The sequence below is a fragment of the Sandaracinomonas limnophila genome, from assembly GCF_004005965.1.
Classification (GTDB): domain Bacteria; phylum Bacteroidota; class Bacteroidia; order Cytophagales; family Spirosomataceae; genus Sandaracinomonas; species Sandaracinomonas limnophila.
Genome location: NZ_SACY01000003.1, coordinates 188626 through 213452, shown reverse-complemented (window position 1 = coordinate 213452; position 24827 = coordinate 188626). Strand labels below are relative to the sequence as shown.

At 35.2% G+C, this 24827-nt stretch carries 19 protein-coding genes; 11 read left to right on the top strand and 8 right to left on the bottom strand.

Annotated features, from left to right (window positions below; genetic code table 11):
• Positions 1–39: 39 nt before the first annotated feature.
• Complete coding sequence (locus EOJ36_RS07065; protein ID WP_127803788.1) at positions 40–720, bottom strand: fatty acid desaturase; 681 nt, start codon at positions 718–720, stop codon at positions 40–42.
• A 50-nt stretch (positions 721–770) separates the two neighbouring features.
• Between EOJ36_RS07065 and EOJ36_RS07060 the strand changes: the two genes are divergently transcribed.
• Entirely contained in the window at positions 771–2534 is a 1764-nt protein-coding gene (locus EOJ36_RS07060) for a family 43 glycosylhydrolase (protein ID WP_127803786.1), read from the top strand.
• Positions 2535–2573: 39 nt separating this feature from the next.
• Here the strand turns inward: EOJ36_RS07060 and EOJ36_RS07055 are convergent, their stop codons facing one another.
• Positions 2574–3989: a PQQ-dependent sugar dehydrogenase gene (locus EOJ36_RS07055; protein ID WP_127803784.1), complete on the bottom strand. Its 1416-nt coding sequence runs from the start codon at positions 3987–3989 to the stop codon at positions 2574–2576.
• A gap of 220 nt (positions 3990–4209) precedes the next feature.
• Here EOJ36_RS07055 and EOJ36_RS07050 point away from each other — a divergent pair, with 220 nt between their 5' ends.
• From EOJ36_RS07050 to EOJ36_RS07040, 3 genes are all read left to right on the top strand, one after another.
• Positions 4210–4392 (top strand): hypothetical protein, encoded by a 183-nt coding sequence (locus EOJ36_RS07050; protein ID WP_127803782.1) that lies wholly within the window; start codon positions 4210–4212, stop codon positions 4390–4392.
• A gap of 63 nt (positions 4393–4455) precedes the next feature.
• Positions 4456–5229 (top strand): GLPGLI family protein, encoded by a 774-nt coding sequence (locus tag EOJ36_RS07045; RefSeq protein ID WP_127803780.1) that lies wholly within the window; start codon positions 4456–4458, stop codon positions 5227–5229.
• 18 nt (positions 5230–5247) lie between these two features.
• Positions 5248–7827 carry a TonB-dependent receptor gene (locus tag EOJ36_RS07040; RefSeq protein WP_127803778.1) on the top strand — a complete coding sequence of 860 codons (2580 nt, stop codon included), beginning with the start codon at positions 5248–5250 and terminating at the stop codon, positions 7825–7827.
• Here EOJ36_RS07040 and pgeF read toward each other — a convergent pair.
• From pgeF to EOJ36_RS07025, 3 genes are read right to left on the bottom strand one after another with little or no spacing between them, the layout of a single operon-like run.
• On the bottom strand, positions 7817–8566 hold the full coding sequence (pgeF, locus tag EOJ36_RS07035; RefSeq protein WP_127803776.1) for a peptidoglycan editing factor PgeF: 750 nt from the start codon (positions 8564–8566) through the stop codon (positions 7817–7819). The genes EOJ36_RS07040 and pgeF overlap by 11 nt on opposite strands.
• Positions 8556–9197, bottom strand: a complete 642-nt coding sequence (locus EOJ36_RS07030) for a gluconate 2-dehydrogenase subunit 3 family protein (protein WP_127803774.1) — start codon at positions 9195–9197, stop codon at positions 8556–8558. Before EOJ36_RS07030 ends, pgeF begins: the two co-directional genes overlap by 11 nt.
• Positions 9197–10951, bottom strand: coding sequence for a GMC oxidoreductase (locus EOJ36_RS07025; protein WP_127803772.1), 1755 nt, complete (start codon positions 10949–10951; stop codon positions 9197–9199). The genes EOJ36_RS07030 and EOJ36_RS07025 overlap by 1 nt, the downstream gene beginning before the upstream one ends.
• 114 nt (positions 10952–11065) lie before the next feature.
• Between EOJ36_RS07025 and mutS the strand changes: the two genes are divergently transcribed.
• On the top strand, positions 11066–13705 hold the full coding sequence (gene mutS, locus EOJ36_RS07020; RefSeq protein WP_127803770.1) for a DNA mismatch repair protein MutS: 2640 nt from the start codon (positions 11066–11068) through the stop codon (positions 13703–13705).
• On the opposite strand, the gene EOJ36_RS07015 is transcribed toward mutS, so the two are convergent.
• The 3 genes from EOJ36_RS07015 to EOJ36_RS07005 are packed head-to-tail and all read right to left on the bottom strand — an operon-like array spanning position 13702 to position 15999.
• A complete protein-coding gene (locus EOJ36_RS07015) occupies positions 13702–14583 on the bottom strand; it encodes an NAD kinase (protein ID WP_127803768.1) in 882 nt (293 codons plus the stop codon). The genes mutS and EOJ36_RS07015 overlap by 4 nt on opposite strands.
• A 1-nt stretch (position 14584) precedes the next feature.
• Entirely contained in the window at positions 14585–15238 is a 654-nt protein-coding gene (locus tag EOJ36_RS07010; RefSeq protein ID WP_127803766.1) for a CBS domain-containing protein, read from the bottom strand.
• The gene (locus EOJ36_RS07005) at positions 15238–15999 is read right to left on the bottom strand and encodes an alpha/beta fold hydrolase (protein ID WP_127803764.1); all 762 of its coding nucleotides are present in this window, start codon (positions 15997–15999) and stop codon (positions 15238–15240) included. The genes EOJ36_RS07010 and EOJ36_RS07005 overlap by 1 nt, the downstream gene beginning before the upstream one ends.
• Positions 16000–16136: 137 nt before the next feature.
• Between EOJ36_RS07005 and EOJ36_RS07000 the strand changes: the two genes are divergently transcribed.
• From EOJ36_RS07000 to EOJ36_RS06975, 6 genes are all read left to right on the top strand, one after another.
• Positions 16137–17456, top strand: a complete 1320-nt coding sequence (locus EOJ36_RS07000; protein ID WP_127803763.1) for a vanadium-dependent haloperoxidase — start codon at positions 16137–16139, stop codon at positions 17454–17456.
• Positions 17457–17564: 108 nt separating this feature from the next.
• Positions 17565–17948: a group III truncated hemoglobin gene (locus EOJ36_RS06995; protein WP_127803761.1), complete on the top strand. Its 384-nt coding sequence runs from the start codon at positions 17565–17567 to the stop codon at positions 17946–17948.
• Between the two features lie 84 nt (positions 17949–18032).
• Positions 18033–19109, top strand: coding sequence for a mevalonate kinase family protein (locus EOJ36_RS06990; RefSeq protein ID WP_127803759.1), 1077 nt, complete (start codon positions 18033–18035; stop codon positions 19107–19109).
• Between the two features lie 3 nt (positions 19110–19112).
• Positions 19113–19979: a sugar phosphate nucleotidyltransferase gene (locus tag EOJ36_RS06985; protein ID WP_127803757.1), complete on the top strand. Its 867-nt coding sequence runs from the start codon at positions 19113–19115 to the stop codon at positions 19977–19979.
• Between the two features lie 124 nt (positions 19980–20103).
• Entirely contained in the window at positions 20104–21420 is a 1317-nt protein-coding gene (locus tag EOJ36_RS06980) for a gluconate:H+ symporter (protein WP_127803756.1), read from the top strand.
• Positions 21421–21635: 215 nt separating this feature from the next.
• A complete protein-coding gene (locus EOJ36_RS06975) occupies positions 21636–24821 on the top strand; it encodes a SusC/RagA family TonB-linked outer membrane protein (RefSeq protein ID WP_127803754.1) in 3186 nt (1061 codons plus the stop codon).
• Positions 24822–24827 lie beyond the last annotated feature (6 nt).

Genomic DNA, 24827 nt, shown 5'->3' with positions numbered 1-24827 from the left:
ATTTAGGAAAATTTTCGGGTTTTCGAGCACCTCAATCCATCAATTTTTAGCCTTTGGCAATTGCCACCAAGGAAGATATGGATAAGCATGATGTTCGTAATGATATCCAAAAAAATAACAGGAAATAAATGCCCATAAGTGGTTTTTACTTTGAGTTCCTGAATGATGCTCGTTGTTGTGAATTCCCATGTGCGGCAAATAGGTGCCAAAATAAAACAATTGTAAGGTGCTAAGAATGGCGGGTAGTTCCCAAAAAAGAATTAAATTCCACATCGGAAACCAAATTTTTAACACATTATAGGCAATCGCCATAGCAATAATTTGTTGCCACGAAATATATTGTTTCATAAACTTAAACCACCAAATAAAAAAGTTACCTTGATGCACGTCAGGATCTTTTTCTGTATTGACAAATTGGTGGTGCAGGTGATGTTTTTTCTCCAATATACTGTATCGATTAAAGGCAAATAATAGAGTAGCAGTTTGTCCAAGAAGTCGATTGATGCGAGGATATTTCGGTGAAACCACTCCATGGATGGAGTCGTGACTCGTAATAAACAAGCCTGTATATAAATGTGTTTGTATCAAAATGCCAACAAATAGATAAAAATTATTGAAAGTGAGGTTTTGATGTAGTAAGAAATATAAGTGCAAAAACCAACAAATTAGAATTGTAAAAGCAATTCCAATGCCAGTAAATTGATATTCTGATTTTTGCATTTGTTTACTTGTTGAAATGAATTTAACTTCAAGAAATATTTTTCAAAACTATGAAATTACGATTACTTTTTGTCATTTTCGGACTCAGTATTTTAAGTTTTTCGAATACATTATATTCGCAAAATACCTTTTGCAACCCAATGAATTTGGATTATGGATTTACGCCCATTCCCAATTTTTCTGAACAAGGGCGACACCGGGCAACTGCTGATCCCGTTATTTCTTATTTTAAAGGAAAATATTATTTGTTTTCAACCAACCAATGGGGATATTGGTGGAGTAATGATTTGGTTAAATGGGATTTTATATCCCGTAAATTTTTACAGCCTTACCATAAAGTTTACGATGAATTATGTGCACCTGCCACATTAACCTTAGGTGACAGTTTATTAGTTATTGGTTCTACCTACGAAAAAAATTTCACCCTTTGGTATAGTCAAAACCCCACATCCGATACTTGGAAAGAAGCTGTACATTCCTTTACTGCTGGTGCCTGGGACCCTGCTTTTTTTGAAGATGATGACAAGCGAATTTATTTATACCATGGTTCAAGTAATTTATACCCTATGTATGGTATAGAAATAGACCGAAAGACTCTTCAGCCCATTGGAGAGCGTAAAGAATTAATTCAATTGCATGACGACATTCATGGTTGGGAGCGATTTGGCGAGTTTCAAGACAATACCTTTTTAAAGCCTTTTATGGAGGGAGCTTGGATGAATAAATACAAGGGTAAATATTATTTGCAATATGGGGCCCCTGGTACGGAATTCTCCCATTATGGAGATGGAGTTTATACCTCTGATAAGCCATTAGGACCCTTTACCTATCAATCGCATAATCCATTTGCCTACAAACCTGGTGGATTTACTCGCGGGGCGGGTCATGGGGCAACTTTTGAAGGACAATTTGGAAATTGGTGGCATGTGTCAACTATTACGATTGCTTCCAAGAATAGTTTTGAACGTCGATTAGGTCTATGGCCAACGCAATTCGATAAGGACGGAATTTTATACACAGAAACAGCCTACAGTGATTTTCCGATGAAAACTCCTACCTCAACATTTAATAAACCTAGTGATTTATATACTGGTTGGATGATTTTAAATTACAATAAACCGGTTCAAGTTTCTTCAAGTCTAGGAAATTATTCTCCAAATTATGCAGTGGATGAGCAAATGAGAACGTATTGGTCGGCAAAAAGTAATAAAAAAGGTGAATTTATTCAATCAGATTTAGGAGAAATTTCAACAATTCGAGCGATTCAAATTAATTATGCGGACCAAGATGTGGATACTAGCTTTTTGGGAAAAATAAATGGTATTTACCACCAATATCAGATTTTGGCCTCAAAAGATGGAAAGAAATGGGAGGTTATTGTGGATAAATCGACCAACAAAACAGATGTGCCGCATGATTATGTTGAATTGTCTAAACCAATCGAAGCTCGATTTGTTAAATTAGTGAACATCCACATGGCGGCCGGTAAATTTGCCATTAGCGGATTACGCGTTTTTGGAAATGGACATGGTGCCAAACCGAATCAAATAAAGGATTTTGTTGTACTTCGTGGAGAACATGACACCCGAAGCGCTTGGCTCAAATGGAGACAAGATTCCAACGCAACCGGTTATGTGATTTATTCCGGAATTGCTCCTGATAAATTATATACCTCGGTGATGGTTTATGGTAACAAAGATTATTATTTCAAATCAATGGACAAGGATAAAACCTACTATTTCCAGATTGAGGCTTTTAATGAGAATGGGGTGGGGGAGAGAACGGATGTTCTAGTGAGCAGAGTGAGCCAGTGAGCAAAGTGAGCCAGTCTCTGCTCACTTTGCTCACTCTGCCTACTTGATAACTAGTTTAAATACCATTCCCGGATTCTCAACTCCCACATAAATATACCCATCTCTACCCATTTCAACATTTCGCATACGGCCAATGTTGAGTAGAACCTTTTCTTGATTTACAACTTTGTTATCTTTGATTTCTACACGTTGTAAATAATTGAATCGAAGGGAACCGATTAATAAATTACCTTTCCAAGCTGGGTATTTATCTCCAGTTACGAAAGTTAATCCAGATGGAGCAATGGATGGTAGATAATAGGTGATGGGTTGTTCCATTCCTTCTTTTTTCGAAATATTCGAAATCGGTTTTCCATCATAATTAATACCATAAGTGATGGTTGGCCAGCCATAATTTTTACCAGCTTTGATGATATTGATTTCATCTCCACCTCTTGGTCCATGTTCTGTTTCCCAAATATCTCCTGTCCAAGGATTGGTTGTCAATCCCTGTGGATTTCTTTGTCCATACGAATAAATACTGTGATGAAACTCCTTTGGATCTTTTCCTACAAATGGATTGTCTTTCGGAATGCTTCCATCATCGTTTAAACGGTGGATTTTTCCATTGTCGTTATTGGTAAATTGTGGAAAATCTTTTTCCATTCCACGTTCTCCAACAGAAAAATACAGTAATCCCTTTTTGTCAAAGGTGATTCTTGAACCAAAATGATGGAAGGTTTTGGTAAAAGGTTGCGAAACAAAAAGTTCTTCTTGCTCTACCCATTGATTGTTTTTAATTTTCCCACGAACAATAGCTGTAGCGGTCACAGTGGTACCATTTTCTTCTTTGAATTTAGAATAAGATAAATAAATCCAGCCGTTTTTCTCAAATTGAGGGTGTAGTTCAATGTCCAATAATCCCCCTTGTCCTTTAGCCATCACAGCGGGAATTCCCTTGATTTCTGTCTTATTTTTATGTTGATCTACATGATACAAAACGCCTTTTCTATCGGTTATTAAATAGCTTAAATCAGGCAGTTGAACAAAACCCCAAGGACTTTCAAATCCAGTAGCGATCGTGTCCAATTGAACGGTAATGTCTTCAGATTTGAAAATATTGGAACTAGGTTTGTTAGCAAATTTGTATTGATCTACTGTTGCTAAATTCTTATTGATTAATTCTGCTAAATCATTGATTTCCTCTTTACTCAAAATCTCTCCCCAAGTCGGCATTCCTAAATCAGGATATCCTTTGGTGATAGAATTTACAAAGTCGGACTTCGTTTTACCATGTTTCCAATTTCGATCCACAAAAGCTTCCACCTTTTCTCCATGACAAGAGGCACAGTATTGGGAGTAGTTTTTAAGGGCTTGTTTTTCATCTATTTGAATTTCTTTTTCAATGGATGTTAAAGACATAGTTCCCAAAGAAATTCCGAAAATTGCTAGAGAGGGTAGGATGTATTTTTTCATAAAGCTAGTAAATTTTACAAGCTGAAATTACAAAGAAAAAAATATTTTCATGTCCTGAAAAGTTGTGATTTTGCAACTTATTTAAACTAAACTAATATTTTTTTTATTTATTTTTTGATTTGTTAAATTATTGTTTGTTTTTCGAAACATGATTTTGCAAAACATTGGTGATTGCATTTAACCATTAATAAAATGCTAAAACTAACCCAAAAATTAAATTATGAAAAAGTCAATGAAAATTTTTTCTGTCTTATCAATTTTTTTAATGTTAGGTTCTTTCAGTTCAAAGGCAGCTTGTTGTACAAGAGCAAATGCAAATTGGGCAGTTAGAATGTGTTCAGATAGTGTACCTGAATCTACCCTCTGCAGAATGGCAGCTGCCGCATTAAGGGAATTAAAGTAAGTTTATTTATCTGGCCTCATTAAAATAAATATATGGCCGGATATTAATTATATTAAAATTCAAATGAAAAAAATAAAATTATTATTTCTACTTTTTATAACCACGGATTTAATTAGTCAAACAATTGTATATAATTATACAGACATAAATAATCATTCAATGACCGCAAAAATTATGATACAAAAAGAAGAATCAATTTTTGTAACCTTAGACAATAGAAAATCTGGAATAATTGATTTGCCAAATGGCGACTCATATGGTATTGAAAATGATTCTTGGTCTAGAATTTTTTATAAGAAAAATAAGTCACAAATTATTCGAATACCAATTCATGATAAAGAATTAATTTATAATAATTATCCCATTAGTATAAAGTATTTCAAGGAAAGTAAAACAATTGGAAAATTTGTTTGCCAAAAAGCATTGATCACAAAAGGAGGAGTGAAATATGAGGTATGGTTTGACCCCAACAATGTAATTAATGATGCACCATGGGGTTTATATGGATTGCCTGGACTTGTAGTTGAAGTAAATGGATTAGATGATTATCCTTTAAAATTTTCATTAAAATCTATATCAAGAGATTTAGAAAAGGCAGAATTTGACAAATATCAAAAATTCATTTTATCTAAAAAAGTACTTTCAGTTTCTTCTTATGAAGATTTAGCTAGAAAAGAAATAATAGAAAGGAAAAAGAGAAAGATGGCAAAATTGGCAGCATATATGAAAAAAAATAATGTGAACATAGAAATATCTGGTGATATGGATGTTATTTTTTATTGTCATCTAATTGATTTACCGAATGGTTTGAAAGAAAAGCTAAAGCTTATTAAATAAAGTCTGTAATAACCACTAATGAAATTCATAAAATTCTACTTACTTATTGGTAACTTACTTTTTGTGTTCCCAATTTTTTCTCAGACAATCAAAGGCTCTTTGAAAGATGAAAAAGGAAACCCTTTGGTATTGCCAATTATGGTTAGAGATTCGAGCGAAAATGCTCCAATTTCTGAAGTGTTTTATCCTGAAGATGATGGTGGTTTTCAATTTAAAGTTACAGAAAAGTACCAAAAAATAATTTTGAGTATCAACCCACAAAATTTTCAAAAATTTGTTGTTAGTATTCCAAAACCTAAAATAGGGGAAATTTATTCCTTCCAAATCAAGCTGTCTCCCAAAGATTTTGAATTACAAGAAGTGGTGGTTCAAACTATCCAAAAGGTGAAGGTAAAGAGTGATACGATACAATACAATGCAGCAGGGATGCTCAACGGAACGGAACGGAAATTGTATGAATTACTTGAGAAAATTCCTGGCTTGCAGGTGGCAGCGGATGGAACCATGAAATACATGAATAAGAATGTTCAGGTGATGCAATTGGATGGAGATGATTTGTTTGAAAATAATTATAGAGTTGCAACCCATACAATGGATGTGAGTTTAATTGATAAAGTTCAAATTATTCAGAACTTCAATTCAAATCCAATTTTAAGTAGGTTTCAAAATTCTAAAGCAATTGGTTTGAATTTGGTTTTGAAAAAATCAAAAATGAAACATAATTTGGATGCAACAGTAGGACTGGGTACTGGTGAGAAACTTTTTTACAAAGAGGAGGCCAATTTGATGAGCATCAAAAAAGGATTTAAAGCCTACGGTAATTTTGGCTTTAATAATTCATCTGATGGAAGTAATGTTAATTATAATGCGGAAGACTATGAAGAATTTGATACGAAAGGTAATTTTTTTCAAGAAGGGCAATCGACACTCGGCTTCAACATGCCTTCCATGAAGATAAACAAAACAGGTAATTTGAATTATTTTTTGATGTTCAGACCCTTAAAAAAATGGTCTTCAAAATTTAGTTTGGGATATTTGGATGAAGATGTTTTTGCGGAAGAAAATAATGCTCAAAAAAGTGATATTATGGGGATAAATTATTTCGATACAAGCAAAAGAAATCTATTCGAAAAAGCTTATGAAGTAACGAATTCTAATTTGATTACTTTTGGAAATTGGGGTTTTTTGAAAGTGAAAGGGTCTTTAATTATTTCAAAAGATCGTTACGATGGTACACAGGTATTAAATAATTTTCAATATTTAACTCAAAATAGTTTAAGGCAGGAGAACAATCAACTTGCGAGTTTAGATTATTCTATGGAACTCTCAAAAAAACTTGCGTTGAAATGGAAAACCGATTTTTCAACCATTCATTTTGATAAAAATTGGAATTACTTGGATTCCTCTAAAAACATCTTAAGCCAAAATTTAATTGGGACCCAAAAGATTAATTATAATGGTCTGACCATTTTAGGTAAAATTTGGCAAATTAAATGGGAGACTTCTGTCTACCAGCAAGTCCTAAATCGAAGGTTGGAAACTCAAGTCCAATTAAAGGATAAATTGACAACAAATTCAACCGATAATTTACAGCAATTTTCTGGAGTAAAAACTAAAATTGATTTTAAAAATAGATGGCTTGAAACCGATGGTACCATTGAAATATTACAAGGTAAAATTAGTACTCAAGATCTCTCAAAAGCAATAAATCCTGCTTTTTTGTATATTATAAATTCAACAATTCGACCAAACGATGAGCACACTATATCGATGGGTGCAAACAATCAATTGAAGTTTTTCAGTATAAATGAGATGATTAATTCGCCAATTTTTATGTCAGTTCGTTCAGCTTTAAATTATGAAAAGAATCTAGACCCTGAGAAATCAACTAATTGGAATATTTCATACGATTATAAGGCCCCCATTCAATTTATTACTGGAACCCTTGGATTTAGTCAGAGTCTGAAGGAAAATACATTTCAATCCAAATTAATTGGAAGTGATAATTTTATTCATACCTACCTTTTTAGAACTCCGCAACAACTAAAAAGTTCGATTGTAACGATGAGTTTGAATTTTCAAATTCCCTATTTTCAATGTAATTTCTTTGGAGATGCTTCACGGATAAGGTCTGAATCAATTAATTTTTTGAACGAAGGAAATCAGCGAAATGTCCTTTCCTTTCTAGATAATTATAATTTGATGGTAAAATCTGGATTTTTGTTGCCTTTTGGATTTGAAAATAAATTAAATTGGAATGCTTCAAATTATTTTATTAATGGCGATCAAATGAGTTCGATCAATTCTTATGAAAATAAGTTTCGACTTTATGGCATAGTAAAAAATATTTTAACAATTTCAGGGGACTACATTTTTATCAAGCCCAACGCTATAGAAAAAAATTCACTTGAAATTTTTAACGCAGAAATTAAATACCAAATATCTGAAAAGAATAAAACGGAATTGATTTTTAAAGCACAAAATGTGGGAAATGTAAATTATTTTGTTCAAAAATCCATTTCAGATTACGCCCAATCAGTCAGCTCAACACGCTTATTGGGTTCTATGTATTTACTTTCTCTTCATTTTACCATTTAAACCCTGCAAATGCCATCATTCTTCCTGTGATTCCGTTTTCCTTACGGTGCGAAAAAAAATGTTCATTGTGCTCAATGGTGCAGTATTCGGAGATTTCTATTTGATCAATTCCAGCTTCTTGTAATTGGTGCAAATTTGCCTTTTTTAAATCTACATGAAATTTAGGTCCTAATTTAGTTTTTTCGGAATCGGAAAAATGGGCTGCCACTTCATCGCCCACTTCAAAATGAGTTTGACTAATACATGGACCAATATAGGCTAGTAAATCTTTGGCTTTACTTTCGTATTTTTCAACCAATTCAGTAGCTGTTTTTTTGACAATTTGTGCAACAGTTCCTTTCCAACCCGCATGGATAGCAGCAGTAACTTTTTGATTAGGATCTACTATTAGTATCGGACAACAATCTGCAATACCTACTCCTGCAATAATACCAGGCTGAGTGGCAATGATGGCATCAAAGTTTTCTTGATACCCACCAATTTCAGTATGCCAAATTTCTGCCCCATGACATTGGTAGGCTCTAGCCAATTGACTGGTTTGAATGCCCAAGTCTTGACACAATAGGAATAAATTTTGTTCAATGTGATCAGTGTAATCAGTGGTATGTTTGCCTAGATTAAGGCTGTTGTAAGCTCCTTGGCTTACCCCTCCATGGCGGGTGGAAACACCCGCCACCAAATTGGGTAAATCTTGAAATATCTTTGGTACAATAAACCTTTGATGGGTTTTATGCATCATAAGATAATCCGTATTGTTTTAAAACATCTGCCGGAACACCTTCCCATTCATTGGGTTTGTTTCCTTGGTAACCAAGATATTCAATTCCGATTTTAGAGGTAAAGAATCCGGTTGCAGTTAAATTTCTCATTAAATTGAAAAAAGAAACCCCTTGGGATAATTCTGGTTTTGCTTTTTCTGGGTAAGCGATGTCATCCACAATTTCAATGCGTTGCTTGGCAGTGATATCCGTGAATACCTTTCCAAATCGTTTTTTAGATTCCGCATCTAACCAACCCAAGCCTCCTCTAACAGGTGTCTTTAATTCAGGTTTATCCTTTACAATAAATTCAATGAATTCAGTTGTACCTGCCTGAGAAGCACTTCCAGACGTTGCATCTGCAGGGAAGATAATATCACTTAAAATAGTGATGGTCTTTAATTCATGTGCATTCAAAAAAACTTCTGCTCGTAAGCGAGCATCACGTTCAGCTTCGTCTTTGGTACGTCCACCTGGAATTTTCAATTCACCACTTGCCGTTTTGGGTGGCGAATGGAAATCCAAAGCATCTGCTGCTTGTACATCTGGACTCAACACCGCAAGTCCTAATGAACTTAAACCTAAGTTTTTTAAATAATCTCTTCTTTTCATTAGATATTGCCTTTTTTACGTTGATCTAAAATGTATTCGGATGTTCTTAAGGATAATGCTAAAATTGTTAAAGTTGCATTTTTGTCACCTTGAGAAACAAATGGAGCCGCATCAGCTACAAATAAGTTTTTCACATCATGTGCCTGACAATTTGAATTCAATACAGATGTTTTCGGATCATTACCCATACGTGCTGTACCCACTTCGTGGATGATCTTACCTGGCTCTGCTAATCCATAATTGGTTTCTGGGCCTGGTTTTTTACCATTTGGTATACCTCCCATCGCATGAATAATTTCCTCAAATGTATCTTGCATGTGCTTGGCTTGCTTTATTTCATAATCTGACCATTTGTAATGGAAACGCAAAACTGGAATACCATATTTATCAACAGTATTCGGGTCAATTTCACAATAGTTGTCTTCGCGAACTACAGGTTCACCTCTTCCCGACATACCAATCGAGGCTCCATAATATCTTGCATAATCTTCTTTCAAGCTAGAGCCATATCCACCCGCTGCTTTGGCTTTGCCATTTTTTGAAAATTCAGCCTTGCCATTCATTCCTTCAATTCCCCATCCAAATCCGTAGCCAGGCATGCCCATTCCTCCACCATATTCAATGTGGTAACCTCTTGGGAAATCTAATTTCTTGTTATCTAACCACCATGGAGTATAAATGTGCATTCCACCCACACCGTCTTCATTATAGCGTTTTCTATCGAATAGGGCAGGAATAATTCCAGATCGGGAAGCACCCGTAGAATCATTTAAATATTTTCCAACTACTCCAGAAGAGTTTGCTAATCCATGTGAAAACCTTGAACTTTTAGAATTTAACAACAAACGAGCTGTTTCACCCGCACTAGCTGCTAAAACCACTACCTTACCTTTAACCGTGTATTCTTGAAGGTTCAGTGTATTTACATACGAAACTCCAGTTGCTAAGCCAGTTGTTGGATCTGTGACTACTTCACGAGCCATTGCATGGGTAATCAAAGTCGTATTACCTGTTGCTAATGCTGGTTTGATTAAAACTGAAGAAGAAGAAAAATCGGCATATGCCATACAAGCTCTACCGCATTGACCACAATAGAAACATTTTCCACGTTCATCGTTGATCTTTTGTGTCAACATGGCCATACGAGATGGATAGGTTGGAATGCCAATTTTTTTATTGGCTTTCATGATCATTAATTCATGTAAACGAGGTTTTGGAGGTGGTAAAAATTGACCATCTGGGTCATTTCTTAAACCTTCATTGGTGCCGAATACGCCTATTAGTTTTTCAACACGATCGTAATAAGGTTTCATGTCATCATAACCAATTGGCCAATCATCTCCCAATCCGTCTATACTTGCTCTTTTAAAGTCATCAGGACCAAAGCGCAAGGAAATTCTTCCCCAGTGGTTGGTACGACCACCTACCATTTGTGATCTAAACCAATCGAATGTGGTGCCACTTTTGCGAGTGTAAGGTTGTCCATCAATGTCCCAGCCACCATAAGCAGCGTCAAAATCGCCAAATGGACGAGTGGTACTTGCCCCTCTTCTTGGTGATTCATACGGCCATTTTAATTGAGTAATATTTTTGGGGTCTGCTGGGTCAAAGTTTTGTCCAGCTTCTAAAACGCAAACTTTTACACCTGCTCTTGATAAAGTGTATGCTGCCATACCTCCACCTGCTCCAGAACCCACAATTACTACATCAAAGACTTCTGTTTGTGCTTTGATATTAATTGAATCATTAATCATAGTTATTCGTAAATATTTTGTCAATAATAAACAAAATAATTCAAAGTTTAATCCTCTTTAATCTTTAATTCTTATTAAAATATTGTATTTTTAACTTTCATTAAAATTTAGAAATTGGCACGACAAGCAGCAGAGGGAAAAGAACCAAAAGTTAAGGGGGAAACTCCCTTGGCAAAACAATTTAATCAAATCAAGGCGAAGTATCCTGGGGCAATTTTATTGTTTCGTGTAGGAGATTTTTATGAAACTTTTGGAGAGGATGCTGTAAAAGCTTCTAAGATTTTAGGCATCGTTTTAACTCGTAGAAATAATGGAAATGCTGATGATCATTTAGCTGGTTTTCCACACCATTCGCTTGATGTTTATTTACCAAAATTAGTTCGTGCAGGTGAGCGAGTTGCAATTTGTGACCAATTGGAAGATCCTGCTACAGTTAAAGGGATTGTGAAAAGGGGAGTGACTGAATTGGTAACTCCTGGTGTGTCTTATAATGATCAGGTTTTAGATATAAAAAAGAATAATTACCTAGCAGCCATTAGTTTTAAAGAAGGAAAAGAAGTAGAATTTGGTTTAGCCTTATTAGATATTTCAACTGGAGAATTTCTATGTACACAAGGACCATTGAACTACATTCATAAGTTGATTCAAAGCTTTTTGCCTTCTGAAATAATTTATTCTAAAAAATATAGAAACTTATACCAAGAACATTGGGGTGAAGCATTTCATTCTTTCCCCTTAGAAGATTGGATTTTTGCATACGATTTTACTTATCCCTTATTAACGCAGCATTTTAAGACGCAATCGCTGAAAGGTTTTGGTATTGAAAATAATCGGGAAGGAATCATTGCTGCGGGAGTGATTCTACATTATTTAGCAGAAACGGAACACAAACAAATTGGTCATATAACTGCCATTCAGCGATTGGAGGAAGATAAATATGTTTGGCTCGACAGATTTACTATCCGAAATCTTGAATTATTTCATTCCTCTCAAGATGGTGGAGTACCTTTGATTCAATTACTCGACCAAACCGTGACCCCAATGGGTGCGCGTTTATTGAGAAAATGGATGGTTTTGCCTTTGAAGGAATTGAAGATGATCCAAGATAGATTAGATGCTGTTTCTTCCTGGGTGAAAAATCGAGAGGCACTTGAAACTTTTGTTCAAATATTGCAGCCTATTGGCGATTTGGAGCGCCTGATTTCCAAGGTAGCAGCCGCACGAATTAATCCTCGAGAACTTTTACAATTAAAACGTGCCCTCATTCAAATTCCCAAGATTAAAGAGGCTTTGGATGCAAATGGATCAGAGATATTGAAATTGTGGTCCCAAAAATTAAAGGATTGTGGAGAATTAGTTGAAAAAATTGAATTAGCTCTTCGGGAGGATGCACCCATGCTTTCTAATCAGGGAGGGATGGTGAAAACTGGCTTTTTAGCCGAATTGGATGAATTACATCAATTGTCTGCCAATGGAAAAGATTATTTGGCTCAATTACAAAAAAGGGAAATAGAAAGAACGGGAATTTCTTCCCTAAAAGTGGCATACAATAAAGTTTTTGGTTATTATTTGGAAGTAACCAATGCGCATAAGGATCGTGTTCCTGAGGAATGGATTCGAAAGCAAACCCTGGTAAATGCCGAAAGATATATTACCGAAGAACTTAAAATTTATGAAGAAAAAATTCTAAATGCAGAAGAAAAAATCCATGCAATAGAATTTAAAATTTTCCAAAATTTAGTTCAAGAAGCCATGCAATATTTAGATTCCATTCAGCGGAATGCCCTTGGAGTGGCTACCTTGGATGTACTTTCCAGTTTTGCAAAAGTCGCCATTCGAAATAAGTATGCTGAACCCAAATTAGATGAATCTGATAAGATTCATATTTTGGCAGGCCGGCATCCGGTTATTGAAACCCAATTGCCAGTAGGGGAGGAATATGTACCTAATGATGTGTATTTAGATAATGAAATGCAGCAAATCATGATGATTACGGGTCCCAATATGGCAGGTAAATCGGCTTTATTGCGACAAACGGCCCTTATTGTTTTGATGGCTCAAATGGGTTCTTTTGTGCCTGCAGATTCTGCAGAAATTGGATTAATTGACAAGGTGTTCACCCGAGTAGGTGCTTCAGATAATCTTTCTAAAGGAGAATCAACTTTTATGGTTGAAATGACAGAAACGGCAGCGATTTTGAATAATTTGTCGAATCGATCTTTGGTGCTTTTGGATGAAATTGGTAGAGGTACCTCTACGTATGATGGAGTTTCAATGGCCTGGGCCATAGCCGAACATTTACACAATCATCCGAAATTTAAGGCGAAGACACTCTTTGCAACCCATTACCATGAATTAAATGAATTGACAGAAGATTTTCCGCGCATTAAGAATTTTCATGTTTCAGTAAAGGAACTTGGAAATAAAATCATTTTTATGCGAAAATTAGTGCCTGGAGGTTCTGCGCATAGCTTCGGTATTCATGTGGCTCAATTGGCGGGTATGCCAACTGCTTTGGTTTTGCGTGCGCATGAAATTTTACAAAACTTAGAAAAAGATCATTCACGAGAAGATAATGTGGCAAAATTGAAAGAAATGCCTAAAAACAATTTTCAATTGAATTTATTTGGACCTGAAGTGCCTGCAGGTTTATTGGATGTACAGCAAGTTTTGGAAAAATTAGAAGTAAATTCTTTAACACCTATAGAGGCTCTTTTGAAATTGAATGAATTGAAAAGGTTATTAGGAAATTAATTTCTAACGTCTAAACCCCAATTTAATTTACTTCTCAAAGTTTGTAGGAAATCATCCCCTGGAATTTTAATTAATTTTGCAAAATAAGGAGCACTTTCTACTTCAATGGCAACATTTCCATCTACTGTTTTTGAGCGAGAGTCTAAGGAAACCAAGAAATTTTGACTTCTTGAACTGATTTCAAATCGTAATTTAGAATTGCTTGGGATGACCAATGGTCGCACGTTTAGGTTATGTGGACTCATGGGCGCAATAATGAAATTCTCTGATGTTGGCATCACCAAGGGGCCTCCTACCGATAAAGAATAGCCTGTGGATCCAGTTGCGGTTGAAACGATTAATCCATCTGCCCAATAGGTATTCAAGTATTCTCCGTTCAAAAATGCCTTGATCACAATCATGGAAGAGCTATCCGTTTTCATGATACCTACTTCATTTAAGGCTACTTGAACATTTGAGAATAAATTGTTGGGAGAACTAACCTTTACTAAAGTTCTATTTTCAATGGTAAAATCTCCATTTAATAAATGATCTAAAGCTATGTTTACCTGATTTGGAGAAACGGTTGCTAAGAAACCTAATCGGCCAGTGTTAATACCTAATATTGGAAATTCATGCTCTTTAACATGAGTTAAAGTTTCCAATAAAGTGCCATCTCCACCAATACTCCATACAAAATCAGGGTTTGAAGGCCCTTTTTCAGTGGAATAGATTTCAAAAGAATCAGAAAAACAATTTTGTGATTTTAATATTTCTGCAAAATCAGATGAAACTGCAATTTGGCATTGCTTTTCTTTCAACAAATTGAAAATGTTTTCAACTGTAGCTTGATTTTCAGCTTGAAATGTCTTGCCATGAATTGCGATTCTTTTTCCCATCCTACATTTCAAGGTATTTCATTAATAAATCATAATTTGAGTGATTTTCTGCTTCATCACCCATCAAATGAAAGGCTTTTTCAACCAAAAATCCGTGGCGTTCTAATTGCTGAACTAGGAAATTTAATTGTTCAGTTTTGACTTGGAGGTTTAATTCTGGCAATTGGTTTTCACGTTCCTTAAGATAGGTTTTTATCACCAAAGCCCTGTTTTCTTCCAAAATTCGAATGATATTTGCTAATGAATCTCGCTGCTGATGGAAACCTAAACTTATAATTCCAGAGTTTTCTAAATTGAAATCAGATTTTAGCATTTCATCAGCTAATTCATTCCATTCTAAATAACCCAAAAATCTCTTTTCTGCATCAATGACTGCTAAATTTCTTGTATTTAATTTTTGAAATAATGGCAAGGTAGCACGAATGTCTTGAGATTCTTCCAAAGCCTCTTTAGACGTAATATCAAATAAATCAGAAACTTTTTGTTCTGGATAAGTTTTATGTAAATTTTCGGGAAGAATGTTTCCTAAAAATTTACCTTTTTCAACAATAGCTAATAGTTGAATGGAAGAATTTTCAAATAATTTATGAGCCTTTCCTAAAGAATCGGAAGGTTTTAGGGTAGGGAGCTCTGTATTTATTTGGTTTAAAATCATTAAATTTTTGTTTTTCCCAGCCAAGTAGAAAGAATTTTATTGAATTCTTTAGGTCTTTCCATCATGGGTGCATGGCAACATTTATCAATAAAATGTAATTCTGAATTAGGAATTAATTTATTGAACTCATGTCCAACATGCGGAGGAGTTATTGTATCATTTAATCCCCAGATTAATAAAGTTGGGGTAGTAATGTTAACAATATCTTTTGCCATATTGTTCCTTTGGGCAGATTTTGCGATAGCAATAATTCGTAATACCTTAGGAATACTATTTGTTATTTCGAAAACCTCATCCACTAATTCTTTTGAAGCAGTTTTGGGGTCGTAAAAGGTATATTCAACACGCTCCTTAATAAATTCGTAATTTCCTCTTTTCGGATAAGAACCTCCCATGGAATCTTCAAAAAGTCCGGAAGAACCTGTTAAAACAAGTCGTTTTACAAGATCTGGGTGCTTAAGCGTGTAGATTAGTGCGACGTGTCCACCTAAAGAATTGCCCACTAAAGTCAATTCTTTTAATTGTAATTCTTTGACAAACCCTTCTATGAAAACCGTTAGGCCCTCACAACCTGCCTCTTTGATTGGCATATCATGAATGGGCATTAAAGGAATAAGAACTCGGTAGTTGGATTTGAAATTTTCAATGACCCCTTCCCAGTTACTTAAGGCGCCAAAAAGGCCATGGAGCATCATTAAAGTCTCTCCTTCTCCTTCGTCAATAAATCGGTAGGCTCCTTGTTTTTGGATGTTTAAGTTCATTGAAACTGATAATTCTTGCAATAATAACAAAAAAAGAATGAAAATTTTAAAATTTTTTATGGATTCTACTCTTGATGCAAGTCATTTTTTACTTGAGCTTTATTATGTAAATTTGTAAATTATATAATATTTTATCAATGAAAAATATAGTTATTGCATTTATAGCATCAAGCATTTTGTTTTCCTGTTCAAAGGGGAATAAAGATTATCAAATGGCAGCTGCCAATCCTGAATTTTTAATTCGTTCAGAAGTAATGCTTACCGAAAGTATCATCCACGATATTTTCGCTCCTCCTGTTTCTTCGCGTATTTATATGTATGCCAGTTTAGCTGCTTATGAGGCAGCGGTGCATGGAGATTCTACCTATCGTTCCTTGACAGGACAAATCAAAGGCTTCTCAAATGTGGCACAACCAGAAAAAGGGCAGGAATATTGTTTTCCTTTGGCATCTACTAGGGCCTTTTTGTCGGTAGGTAAAAAACTGACTTTTGCTCAAGAATTATATGATGAATTTGAAAAAAAATTAGAAGAGGATTACAAGAAAACAGGAATACCAGATGATGTCTATGAACGTTCAATAGCATTTGGCGATTCTGTTGCAGCATCCGTTCTGAAATTTGCAGGAAAGGATCACTACAAGCAAACTCGTGGATTGCGTTATACGGTAACGAACGAAACAGGAAAATGGGCACCAACTCCACCAGCATATTTAGATGCTGTTGAGCCCTATTGGAACACCATTCGCCCAATTGTGATGGATACAGTTTCCCAATTTCCAATGCCTGCTCCACCAGCATTTGATTTGAAAGCTGGTTCGGCATACCACAAAGAATTAATGCGTACCTATGAAACGGTGAAAAATTTAACTGAAGAACAAAGAAATATTGCCAATTTTTGGGATTGTAATCCGTTTAAGATGAATATTACAGGACATGCAATGTTTGCAACGAAAAAGATGTCGCCCGGAGGACATTGGTTGGGAATCACAGCTCAAGTGGCCCGACAATTAAAAAAAACTCATATTCAGGTTGCAGAGGCTTTAGCTTTATCTTCGATAGCAATATTTGATGGATTTATTGCTTGTTGGAATGAGAAATACAAGTATGTGACTATTCGTCCGGAAACAGTTATAAATGCAAGTATTGATAAGGCATGGTTACCTGTATTGCAAACTCCACCATTTCCTGAGTATTCATCAGGTCATAGTACTATCTCACGGGCAGCTGCAGAGGTGTTAACAAAATTGTATGGAGATAAAGTAGCATTTTCAGATTCAACTGAAATTCCGTATGGTTTACCTCCAAGAAAATTCACATCCTTTATTCAAGCATCCGATGAAGCATCAATCTCTCGATTATATGGAGGAATTCACTTTTGGCCAGCATTAGATAATGGTGCCAAACAAGGTGCAAAAATTGGATTATTGACAGTGGAAAAATTGAAAACCAAAAAGTGAAAAGGTAAAAGGTAAAAGTGAAAAGTGAAAGGTGAAAAGTGAAAAAGGAAACAAAGTCTGAAGGACTTTACTTGTATAACCCGGTGCGAAAGCTCCGGGATTTTAAAAATGAAACACGACATAGAAACCCGCGAGGATATCATTGAATTTGTAAATGCCTTTTATGGTAATATGAAGCCAGATGACTTGGTAGGGCATATTTTCTTAGAAGTTGAACAAGTAGATTTTGCCAAACATTTACCCAAAATGTATGATTTTTGGGAAATGTTGTTGTTGGATGGTTCGAATTATCGCGGAGCTCCGATGCAACCGCATTTTCGTGTCAATGAAAAAACACCCTTAACTCCAGCGCATTTCGACAGATGGCTTGAAATGTTTAAAGAAACAATCGATTCCTTATTTGAAGGCCCTAAAGCAGAAGAAGCAAAGTCTAAAGCTTTTAATATTGCAAGTACGTGGAGTTATAAGTTGGAATACCTACGAAAGTTATGAATTATGAATTATGAATTATAAATTTAGATTTTTATTAAAGTTATTTTAAAATTCATAATTCATAATTCATAATTCATAATTCAAATGATCGTTTCCACCCCCGGCCGAATTTGTTTGTTTGGAGAGCATCAAGATTATTTGGGGCTACCAGTGATTGCAGCCGCGATTTCCAAAAGAGTTCAAATTAAGGGTGATTTCAGGCCTGATAAAAAGGTAGTGATTTCTTTACCAGATATTTCTTTAACTATTGAATTTGAATTGGAATTCCCTTTAGTTTATGAAAAGGAAAGGGATTATTTCAAAAGTGTTTTGAATGTGTTGAATAGACGTGGTCATTCAATTAATCGAGGTTTAGAATTGGAGGTTCGTGGAAATATTCCAATTAATTCGGGGACATCAAGTTCTTCTGCTTTAAATGTTTCTTGGTTGAAATTTCTTTGCGAAATGTTTGACCTAAATTACTCGCAAAAGGAAATTGGAGAATTGAGTTACGAGGCAGAAGTTTTAGAATTTACAGAGCCCGGCGGAATGATGGATCAATATTCTACGGCAGTGGGAAATGTGATTTATTTAGCTAGTAAACCTGAAATTCAAATTCAAACCTATCAAGTACCCTTAGGGACATTTGTCCTTGGGGATTCCCAGCAAGCTAAAGATACATTGGGAATATTGGCAAGGGTAAAATTTGGAACCTTGAAAGGTTTAGAGAAAATTAGGCTAAAAAATCAGTTTTTTGATTTAGAAACTTGCGCGATTAATGATTTGGAACCATTTAAAGATGTTTTGACAGCAGATGAATTAGAATTAATTGAAGCTAATATTTCAGATAGAGATATTTTATTAGAAGCAAAAGAAATGTTTGAAGGTAAAACAGAATGGTCTGATGACCATTTAGGGAGATTATTAAACGATCATCAAAAAAATCTACGCGAACACAAACAAATATCTACAGCAAAAATAGATCGGATGATTGCAGCATCTCTTGAGGCAGGTGCATTGGGTGCAAAAATTAATGGCTCCGGTGGAGGAGGTTGTATGTTTGCGTATGCCCCGCAAAATCCAGAGGCAGTTGTTGCGGCAATTGAAAATGAAGGAGGAAAAGCCTATATCATCCGGGTTGATGAAGGAACAAAAGTAGAAAAAGAAAGTTTATTTTATTAAGATATGACAAAACGATTATTAATTCTTGCCGGAGGAATGGCAAGTAGAATGAAAAAAGCATTAGCCGAAGGATCAGATTTAGATCCCAAATTATTGGCACAAGCAAATTCTGTTACCAAAGGAATGATTCAGGTAGGTAAAAATGGAAAAACCTTGATCGACTACCAATTATACAATGCGCATTTGGCAGGTATTGAAGAGGTTTTGTTGCTTTTACATCCAACGGATTCAGTTACTCAAGAATATTGTGAAGAATTGATGAAAGGTGATAAATGTTGGGGATTAAAAATCTTTTTTTCTCGTCAGCACATCCCTGCCGATCGAGAAAAACCTGCAGGAACTGCTGACGCTGTTTTTCAGGCACTAAGTCAACAAAAATCTTGGCAAACAGGTCGATTAATCGTTTGTAATTCTGATAATTTATATTCTGTGAAGGCGTTAAATGCTTTATGGAACTCTCCAGAATCAGAAGCTTTGATTGCATATAATCGTGATAGTTTATTGTATCCAGCAGAACGTATTTCTGCCTTTGCTCTGATCAAAACCGATAAAAACGGCTATTTATTAGATATTATTGAAAAACCAACTGCCGAACAGGCAGCCGAATTGCAAGCCATCCAAGGTACTTTAGGCGTAAGTATGAACATTTTTGTATTTGAGGCCTCTGTATTTTTACCATACTTAGCGAAAACTCCATTCCACCCTGTTCGTAATGAAAAAGAACTTCCTACAGCTGTGTTCTTATACGGGGAAGGCGAGGGAAGAGGTTTTTATACAATTCCAATGGCAGAAAACGTACCTGATTTGACTTCCAAAGAAGATATTTTGGTGATGCAAAAGTATTTGGAAGATACCTATGGGGAGTTTTGATTAATTGTGAATTATGAATTGTGAATTATGAGTTATGAATTAAAAGGATAGATTGAGTTTTGAAATTATATAAAAATTCATAAATTTCATAAATAATTTACAATTCATAATTCATAATTAAATAATGTCCATCCTAATCGTTATTGCCTGTATTCTTTTATTAGTCGTTTTGGTGACTTATGTAAAGATTAATCCATTTATAGCCTTTTTATTAGTTAGTTTATTGGCGGGGTATTTATTAAATATTCCCATCATTGATTTAGCAAAAGCGGTTCAGAAGGGGATGGGGGATACCTTAGGGTCTTTAGTCGCTGTGATTATTCTGGGGGCCATGTTAGGAAAGTTGGTGGCTCAAACTGGGGCAGCTCAACAGATATCAAGTTTTTTAATCAAATTATTTGGACAAAAGAATTTGGCATGGGGATTGATGGTGACAGGTTTTGTCATAGGCATTCCCTTGTTTTATAATGTGGGATTTGTGTTGATGGTTCCACTAATTTTCACAATCGCAAATCAATACAAGATTAATCCAATTTTTACGGGGATTCCCATGATGGCTTCTATGTCGGTGGCACATGGGTTTTTACCTCCGCATCCGAGTCCAGCCGCCTTGGTGGGACAATTTAATGCAAACATGGGTACTACCTTATTATATGGTACCATTATTGCAATTCCAGCTATTATATTGGCTGGTCCAGTTTTTGCGACACGTTTCAAAAACTTTTTGGTGAAAGATTCAGACATGTTCAAATTAGAGAAAATGGATGAAAGTAAATTGCCTTCAGTAGCTGCAAGTTTTGTGGCAGCATTATCTCCAGTAGTTTTATTAATTATTACAACCATTTTTGAATTTCAAATTGGAAAGGAAGATCCCTTATTTCCAATCATAAAGTTTGTTGCGGATCCTTCGATTGTTATGTTGTTTGCTATCATTATAGCGACCTTCGCCATTGGGATTTCTAAAACGCGCAATATGGAAAAAGTAATGAATATTTATACCGATTCTGTTAAAGAAGTAGGTATGATCTTATTAATTATTGCAGGAGCAGGCGCCTTGAAGGAAATATTATTGGTTTCTGGGGTGAGTAAAGAGATTGCCATGAAATTACAAACTCTCCCATTTCCTCCATTAGTATTAGGATGGTTGATGGCAGCCATTATTCGAGTAAGTGTTGGGTCTGCAACAATTGCAGGATTAACGGCAGCGGGTATGATTTATCCAATAATTGAAACTGCCAATATTGATCCAAATTTAATGGTATTAAGTATAGGTGCAGGTAGTTTAATGTTTTCGCATATTAATGATTCCGGATTCTGGCTATTTAAAGAATATTTTAACTTGACAGTTGGTGAAACTATTAAAACCTGGTCCACTATGGAGAGTATTGTTTCTGTAGTAGGATTGATTGGAGTATTGGTTTTAGAGAAAATGTTATTTTAATACTTGTAATAGTACAATAATCAGTTATTATTATTTTGAAAATCTTAGAAAAAGCCAAATTTTATTGGCTTTTTTTTGTATTTTACAATGTCAATAGGCAAAATGTTAAAAAATCTTAAAATTTTATTTTATAAATAAATTTATATTTTTTATAATTGTGCATTGATTCAGTATCAACAAATTATTTTAATCAATTTTAAACCCAATTAGTTTACATGAAAAAATCTTTACCCATTTTTTTCTTGTTACTTTTTATGTCTATTACAAGTGCATATGCACAAGTTCAGATTAAAAAGGTTACGGGAAAAGTGACCTCTGCCGAGGATGGCTCAGGTCTGCCAGGAGTAACTGTTGCTATTAAAGGTACTTCTCGAGGAACCCAAACAGATGTTAACGGAAATTATTCGTTGAATTTAACTGGTTCAGAGACTTTGACTTTTACCTTTATCGGAATGGATTCAAAATCTGTTAATGTTGGAAGTCAATCTGTAATTAATGTTTCTTTAACAACTGACACGCGTCAATTAGCAGAAGTTGTGGTAACTGGTACAGGTGCCGCGATCGATAAGCGCCAGACTGCTATTGATGTACAGGCCATTACTGCTAAAAATTTACCTTCTGTGCCAACTGCATCAATTGATCAGGCTTTGGTGGGTAAAATTGCAGGTGCGCAAATTACATCAGCAAATGGTATGCCAGGCCAACCTGTAAACATTGTTTTACGTGGTATCAATACGATTAACCGTGATACGAAGCCTATGATTTTATTAGACGGAGTTGAAATTGGAGCTACGGATATCGGAGCATTGGATTTGAACTCAGTTGAAAGAGTTGAGGTCGTGCAAGGTGCTGCTGCGGCAACTATTTATGGTGCACAAGGTGCAAACGGTGTTATTCAATTATTCTCTAAAAAAGGAAAAGCTGGAAAAGTAAATGTTGATTTTTCTTCTTCAGTGAGTAATTCCACTCCATTGAACATTGGTGGATTGAAGAAAGCTAATATGCACGGTTTCGCTACAAATTCAAATAATGAGGTAATTGGTGGTTCTGGAAAGCCTTTGACATTAGATCCAGAGTATGGTTCGTATGCTGAAAACGTGATTTTCAACAGTACAGATCCTACTGTTCAAATTAATAAGCCTTACAACCAAAATTTGAAATATTTTGATCACTTTAATATGTTTTTTGTTCCTGTAACAAACGTTTTAAACTCTTTAAACATTTCTGGTGGTGCGGATAAATCAGATTATTCATTCTCTTTATCAAATGCACACAACCCAGGTCCATTCAAAAATGTGGGTGCGCAGAATAGAACAAATATGACTGCTAACTTAGGTTTTGAATTAGCCAAAGGTTTGAAATTACGTTCTGTAACTCAATTGGTTTACACAAAGAGCGATATCAATGACAATACAGGTCGTTCAATTATCTATTCAGTATTTAACTCTCGTCCATTTGCTGACTATGAGTTCAAAGATACTGATGGAAACTATCCTGGTTATTTTGGAGATGCTGTAGGTGTGAATGGTTACAACCCAAATGCGGTTAACTATTATACTAAGACAGATACAAAGCGTATCGACATCATGCAAAGTTTAAACTTAAACTGGGAAGTTAACAAATTCTTAAGTTTTGATGCAAAATATGGTATCAATCACCAAACTGACAATACTATCTATACGTATTTGAACCAGACAGGTAACAAGAATATCATGGATCAACAATACTGGTATTCAAATTTCAATGGAAATGATGCAACAGGTGAATTGAACCGCTATGAGTACACAAGTACTTTGCAAAACATGTTAGGGTCTGCTTTCATCAAAACTGACTTCAAAGAAGATTTCGGTTTAAATATTCCATTAAAGACTACAACTCAAGTTGCAGTTGATTACCGTAACAGAGAAATTACTTCTTATGTTTCTTATGGTATTGGTTTACCTAATTATTCTCCATTTAATACTTCTCAGGCTGCTGAAACAAAAGTTGCACGTGATTACAGAGAGCCATTTATTACTTATGGTTATTTAGTGAATCATCGTTTTGATTATGGTAACATTGGTGGTATTTCTGGAGGTTTACGTACAGACTACTCTTCTGCTTTCGGTGCGGCATCTACTCCACAGTCTTTCCCTCGTGGAGATGCTTATTTACGTTTATCGGAATTAGATTTCTTCAAAAATTCTAATTTAGGTAAGACAGTTGAAGATTTCAAATTGAGAGCAGCTTATGGTGAGGCGGGTATTCAGCCAAAACCATTTGACCGTTACATTACCTTAAATACAGGTGTAATTGGAGGTGGAAATGCATTTTATTTCCCATTATCTCAATCTAATCCTAATTTGAACGTAGAAATTTCTAAAGAATTAGAAATTGGTACTGATATTGGTTTAAATTTAGGTAAGAATTCTGCATGGTTTAACAACATGAACATTTCAGGTTCTTATTGGAAGCGTTCTACTGACAATGCAATCTACAACGTAGATGCTGCACCTTCTACTGGTATTGGTACTGTGAAGGATAATGCTTTCTCTTTAGCATCACATGGTATTCAGTTAAGCTTGAATACTCAAGTGTTTAAAGATTCAGATTGGCAGTGGAATTTTACAACAAACTTTGGTAAGCAAACTTCAGAAATTACTTCTGTACGTGGTGGTGCTGAGGTGGTTGTATTATCTTCTGCGGGTTCATCTGGTTATGTATTACGCGGTGGAGAAAAAATTGGACAGTTGTATGGTTTCATGGGAATCCACTCGTTGGATGCTGTTTTACCTGATGGTTCAGTGGCAATTCCTGAGGCTAACCGTTCTTTATATGAAGTTGCATCTAATGGTTGGGTAGTTAAGAAGTCGACAAAAGCTCCTTACTTCTCATCTAAAATGTACAGCTTCGGAGATCCAAATCCTGCGTTTAATATGTCATTTATCAATGATTTGACTTACAAAGGATATTTAACTTTCAATTTACAAGTTGATTGGGTTCAAGGTTCACACTTATACAACCAAACAAAAGAATGGATGTATCGTGATGGTATTCACTCAGATTATCAACAACCAATTACCATTAATGGTGAGACAGGAGCATGGTCTGCTTTCTATCGTGGTGTATATGCTGAGGTTTCAAGAAATGGAACAAAGAACTACTTCTATGAAGATGCTTCTTTTGCACGTTTGAGAAACTTATCAGTAGGTGTTGATTTAGTTAAAGCATTTGGAATCAAAGGATTTAGAAAGTTACAATTAGTAGCTTCAGGTAGAAACTTGGTTACCTTAACTAAATATACAGGTATGGATCCAGAAATTTCATCTGGTTCAAACAATTCGGCTTGGGATAGGGGTGTAGACCACAACACAATGCCAAATACACGTACATACCAAGTACAATTAAACATCGGTTTTTAATACAAC

Bases quoted from the DNA above. Each gene is read 5' to 3' on its own strand.
- EOJ36_RS07065 (WP_127803788.1), bottom strand. From the start codon at position 720: ATGCAAAAATCAGAATATCAATTTACTGGCATTGGAATTGCTTTTACA.
- EOJ36_RS07060 (WP_127803786.1), top strand. From the start codon at position 771: ATGAAATTACGATTACTTTTTGTCATTTTCGGACTCAGTATTTTAAGT.
- EOJ36_RS07055 (WP_127803784.1), bottom strand. From the start codon at position 3,989: ATGAAAAAATACATCCTACCCTCTCTAGCAATTTTCGGAATTTCTTTG.
- EOJ36_RS07050 (WP_127803782.1), top strand. From the start codon at position 4,210: ATGAAAAAGTCAATGAAAATTTTTTCTGTCTTATCAATTTTTTTAATG.
- EOJ36_RS07045 (WP_127803780.1), top strand. From the start codon at position 4,456: ATGAAAAAAATAAAATTATTATTTCTACTTTTTATAACCACGGATTTA.
- EOJ36_RS07040 (WP_127803778.1), top strand. From the start codon at position 5,248: ATGAAATTCATAAAATTCTACTTACTTATTGGTAACTTACTTTTTGTG.
- pgeF (WP_127803776.1), bottom strand. From the start codon at position 8,566: ATGATGCATAAAACCCATCAAAGGTTTATTGTACCAAAGATATTTCAA.
- EOJ36_RS07030 (WP_127803774.1), bottom strand. From the start codon at position 9,197: ATGAAAAGAAGAGATTATTTAAAAAACTTAGGTTTAAGTTCATTAGGA.
- EOJ36_RS07025 (WP_127803772.1), bottom strand. From the start codon at position 10,951: ATGATTAATGATTCAATTAATATCAAAGCACAAACAGAAGTCTTTGAT.
- EOJ36_RS07015 (WP_127803768.1), bottom strand. From the start codon at position 14,583: ATGGGAAAAAGAATCGCAATTCATGGCAAGACATTTCAAGCTGAAAAT.
- EOJ36_RS07010 (WP_127803766.1), bottom strand. From the start codon at position 15,238: ATGATTTTAAACCAAATAAATACAGAGCTCCCTACCCTAAAACCTTCC.
- EOJ36_RS07005 (WP_127803764.1), bottom strand. From the start codon at position 15,999: ATGAACTTAAACATCCAAAAACAAGGAGCCTACCGATTTATTGACGAA.
- EOJ36_RS07000 (WP_127803763.1), top strand. From the start codon at position 16,137: ATGAAAAATATAGTTATTGCATTTATAGCATCAAGCATTTTGTTTTCC.
- EOJ36_RS06995 (WP_127803761.1), top strand. From the start codon at position 17,565: ATGAAACACGACATAGAAACCCGCGAGGATATCATTGAATTTGTAAAT.
- EOJ36_RS06990 (WP_127803759.1), top strand. From the start codon at position 18,033: ATGATCGTTTCCACCCCCGGCCGAATTTGTTTGTTTGGAGAGCATCAA.
- EOJ36_RS06985 (WP_127803757.1), top strand. From the start codon at position 19,113: ATGACAAAACGATTATTAATTCTTGCCGGAGGAATGGCAAGTAGAATG.
- EOJ36_RS06980 (WP_127803756.1), top strand. From the start codon at position 20,104: ATGTCCATCCTAATCGTTATTGCCTGTATTCTTTTATTAGTCGTTTTG.
- EOJ36_RS06975 (WP_127803754.1), top strand. From the start codon at position 21,636: ATGAAAAAATCTTTACCCATTTTTTTCTTGTTACTTTTTATGTCTATT.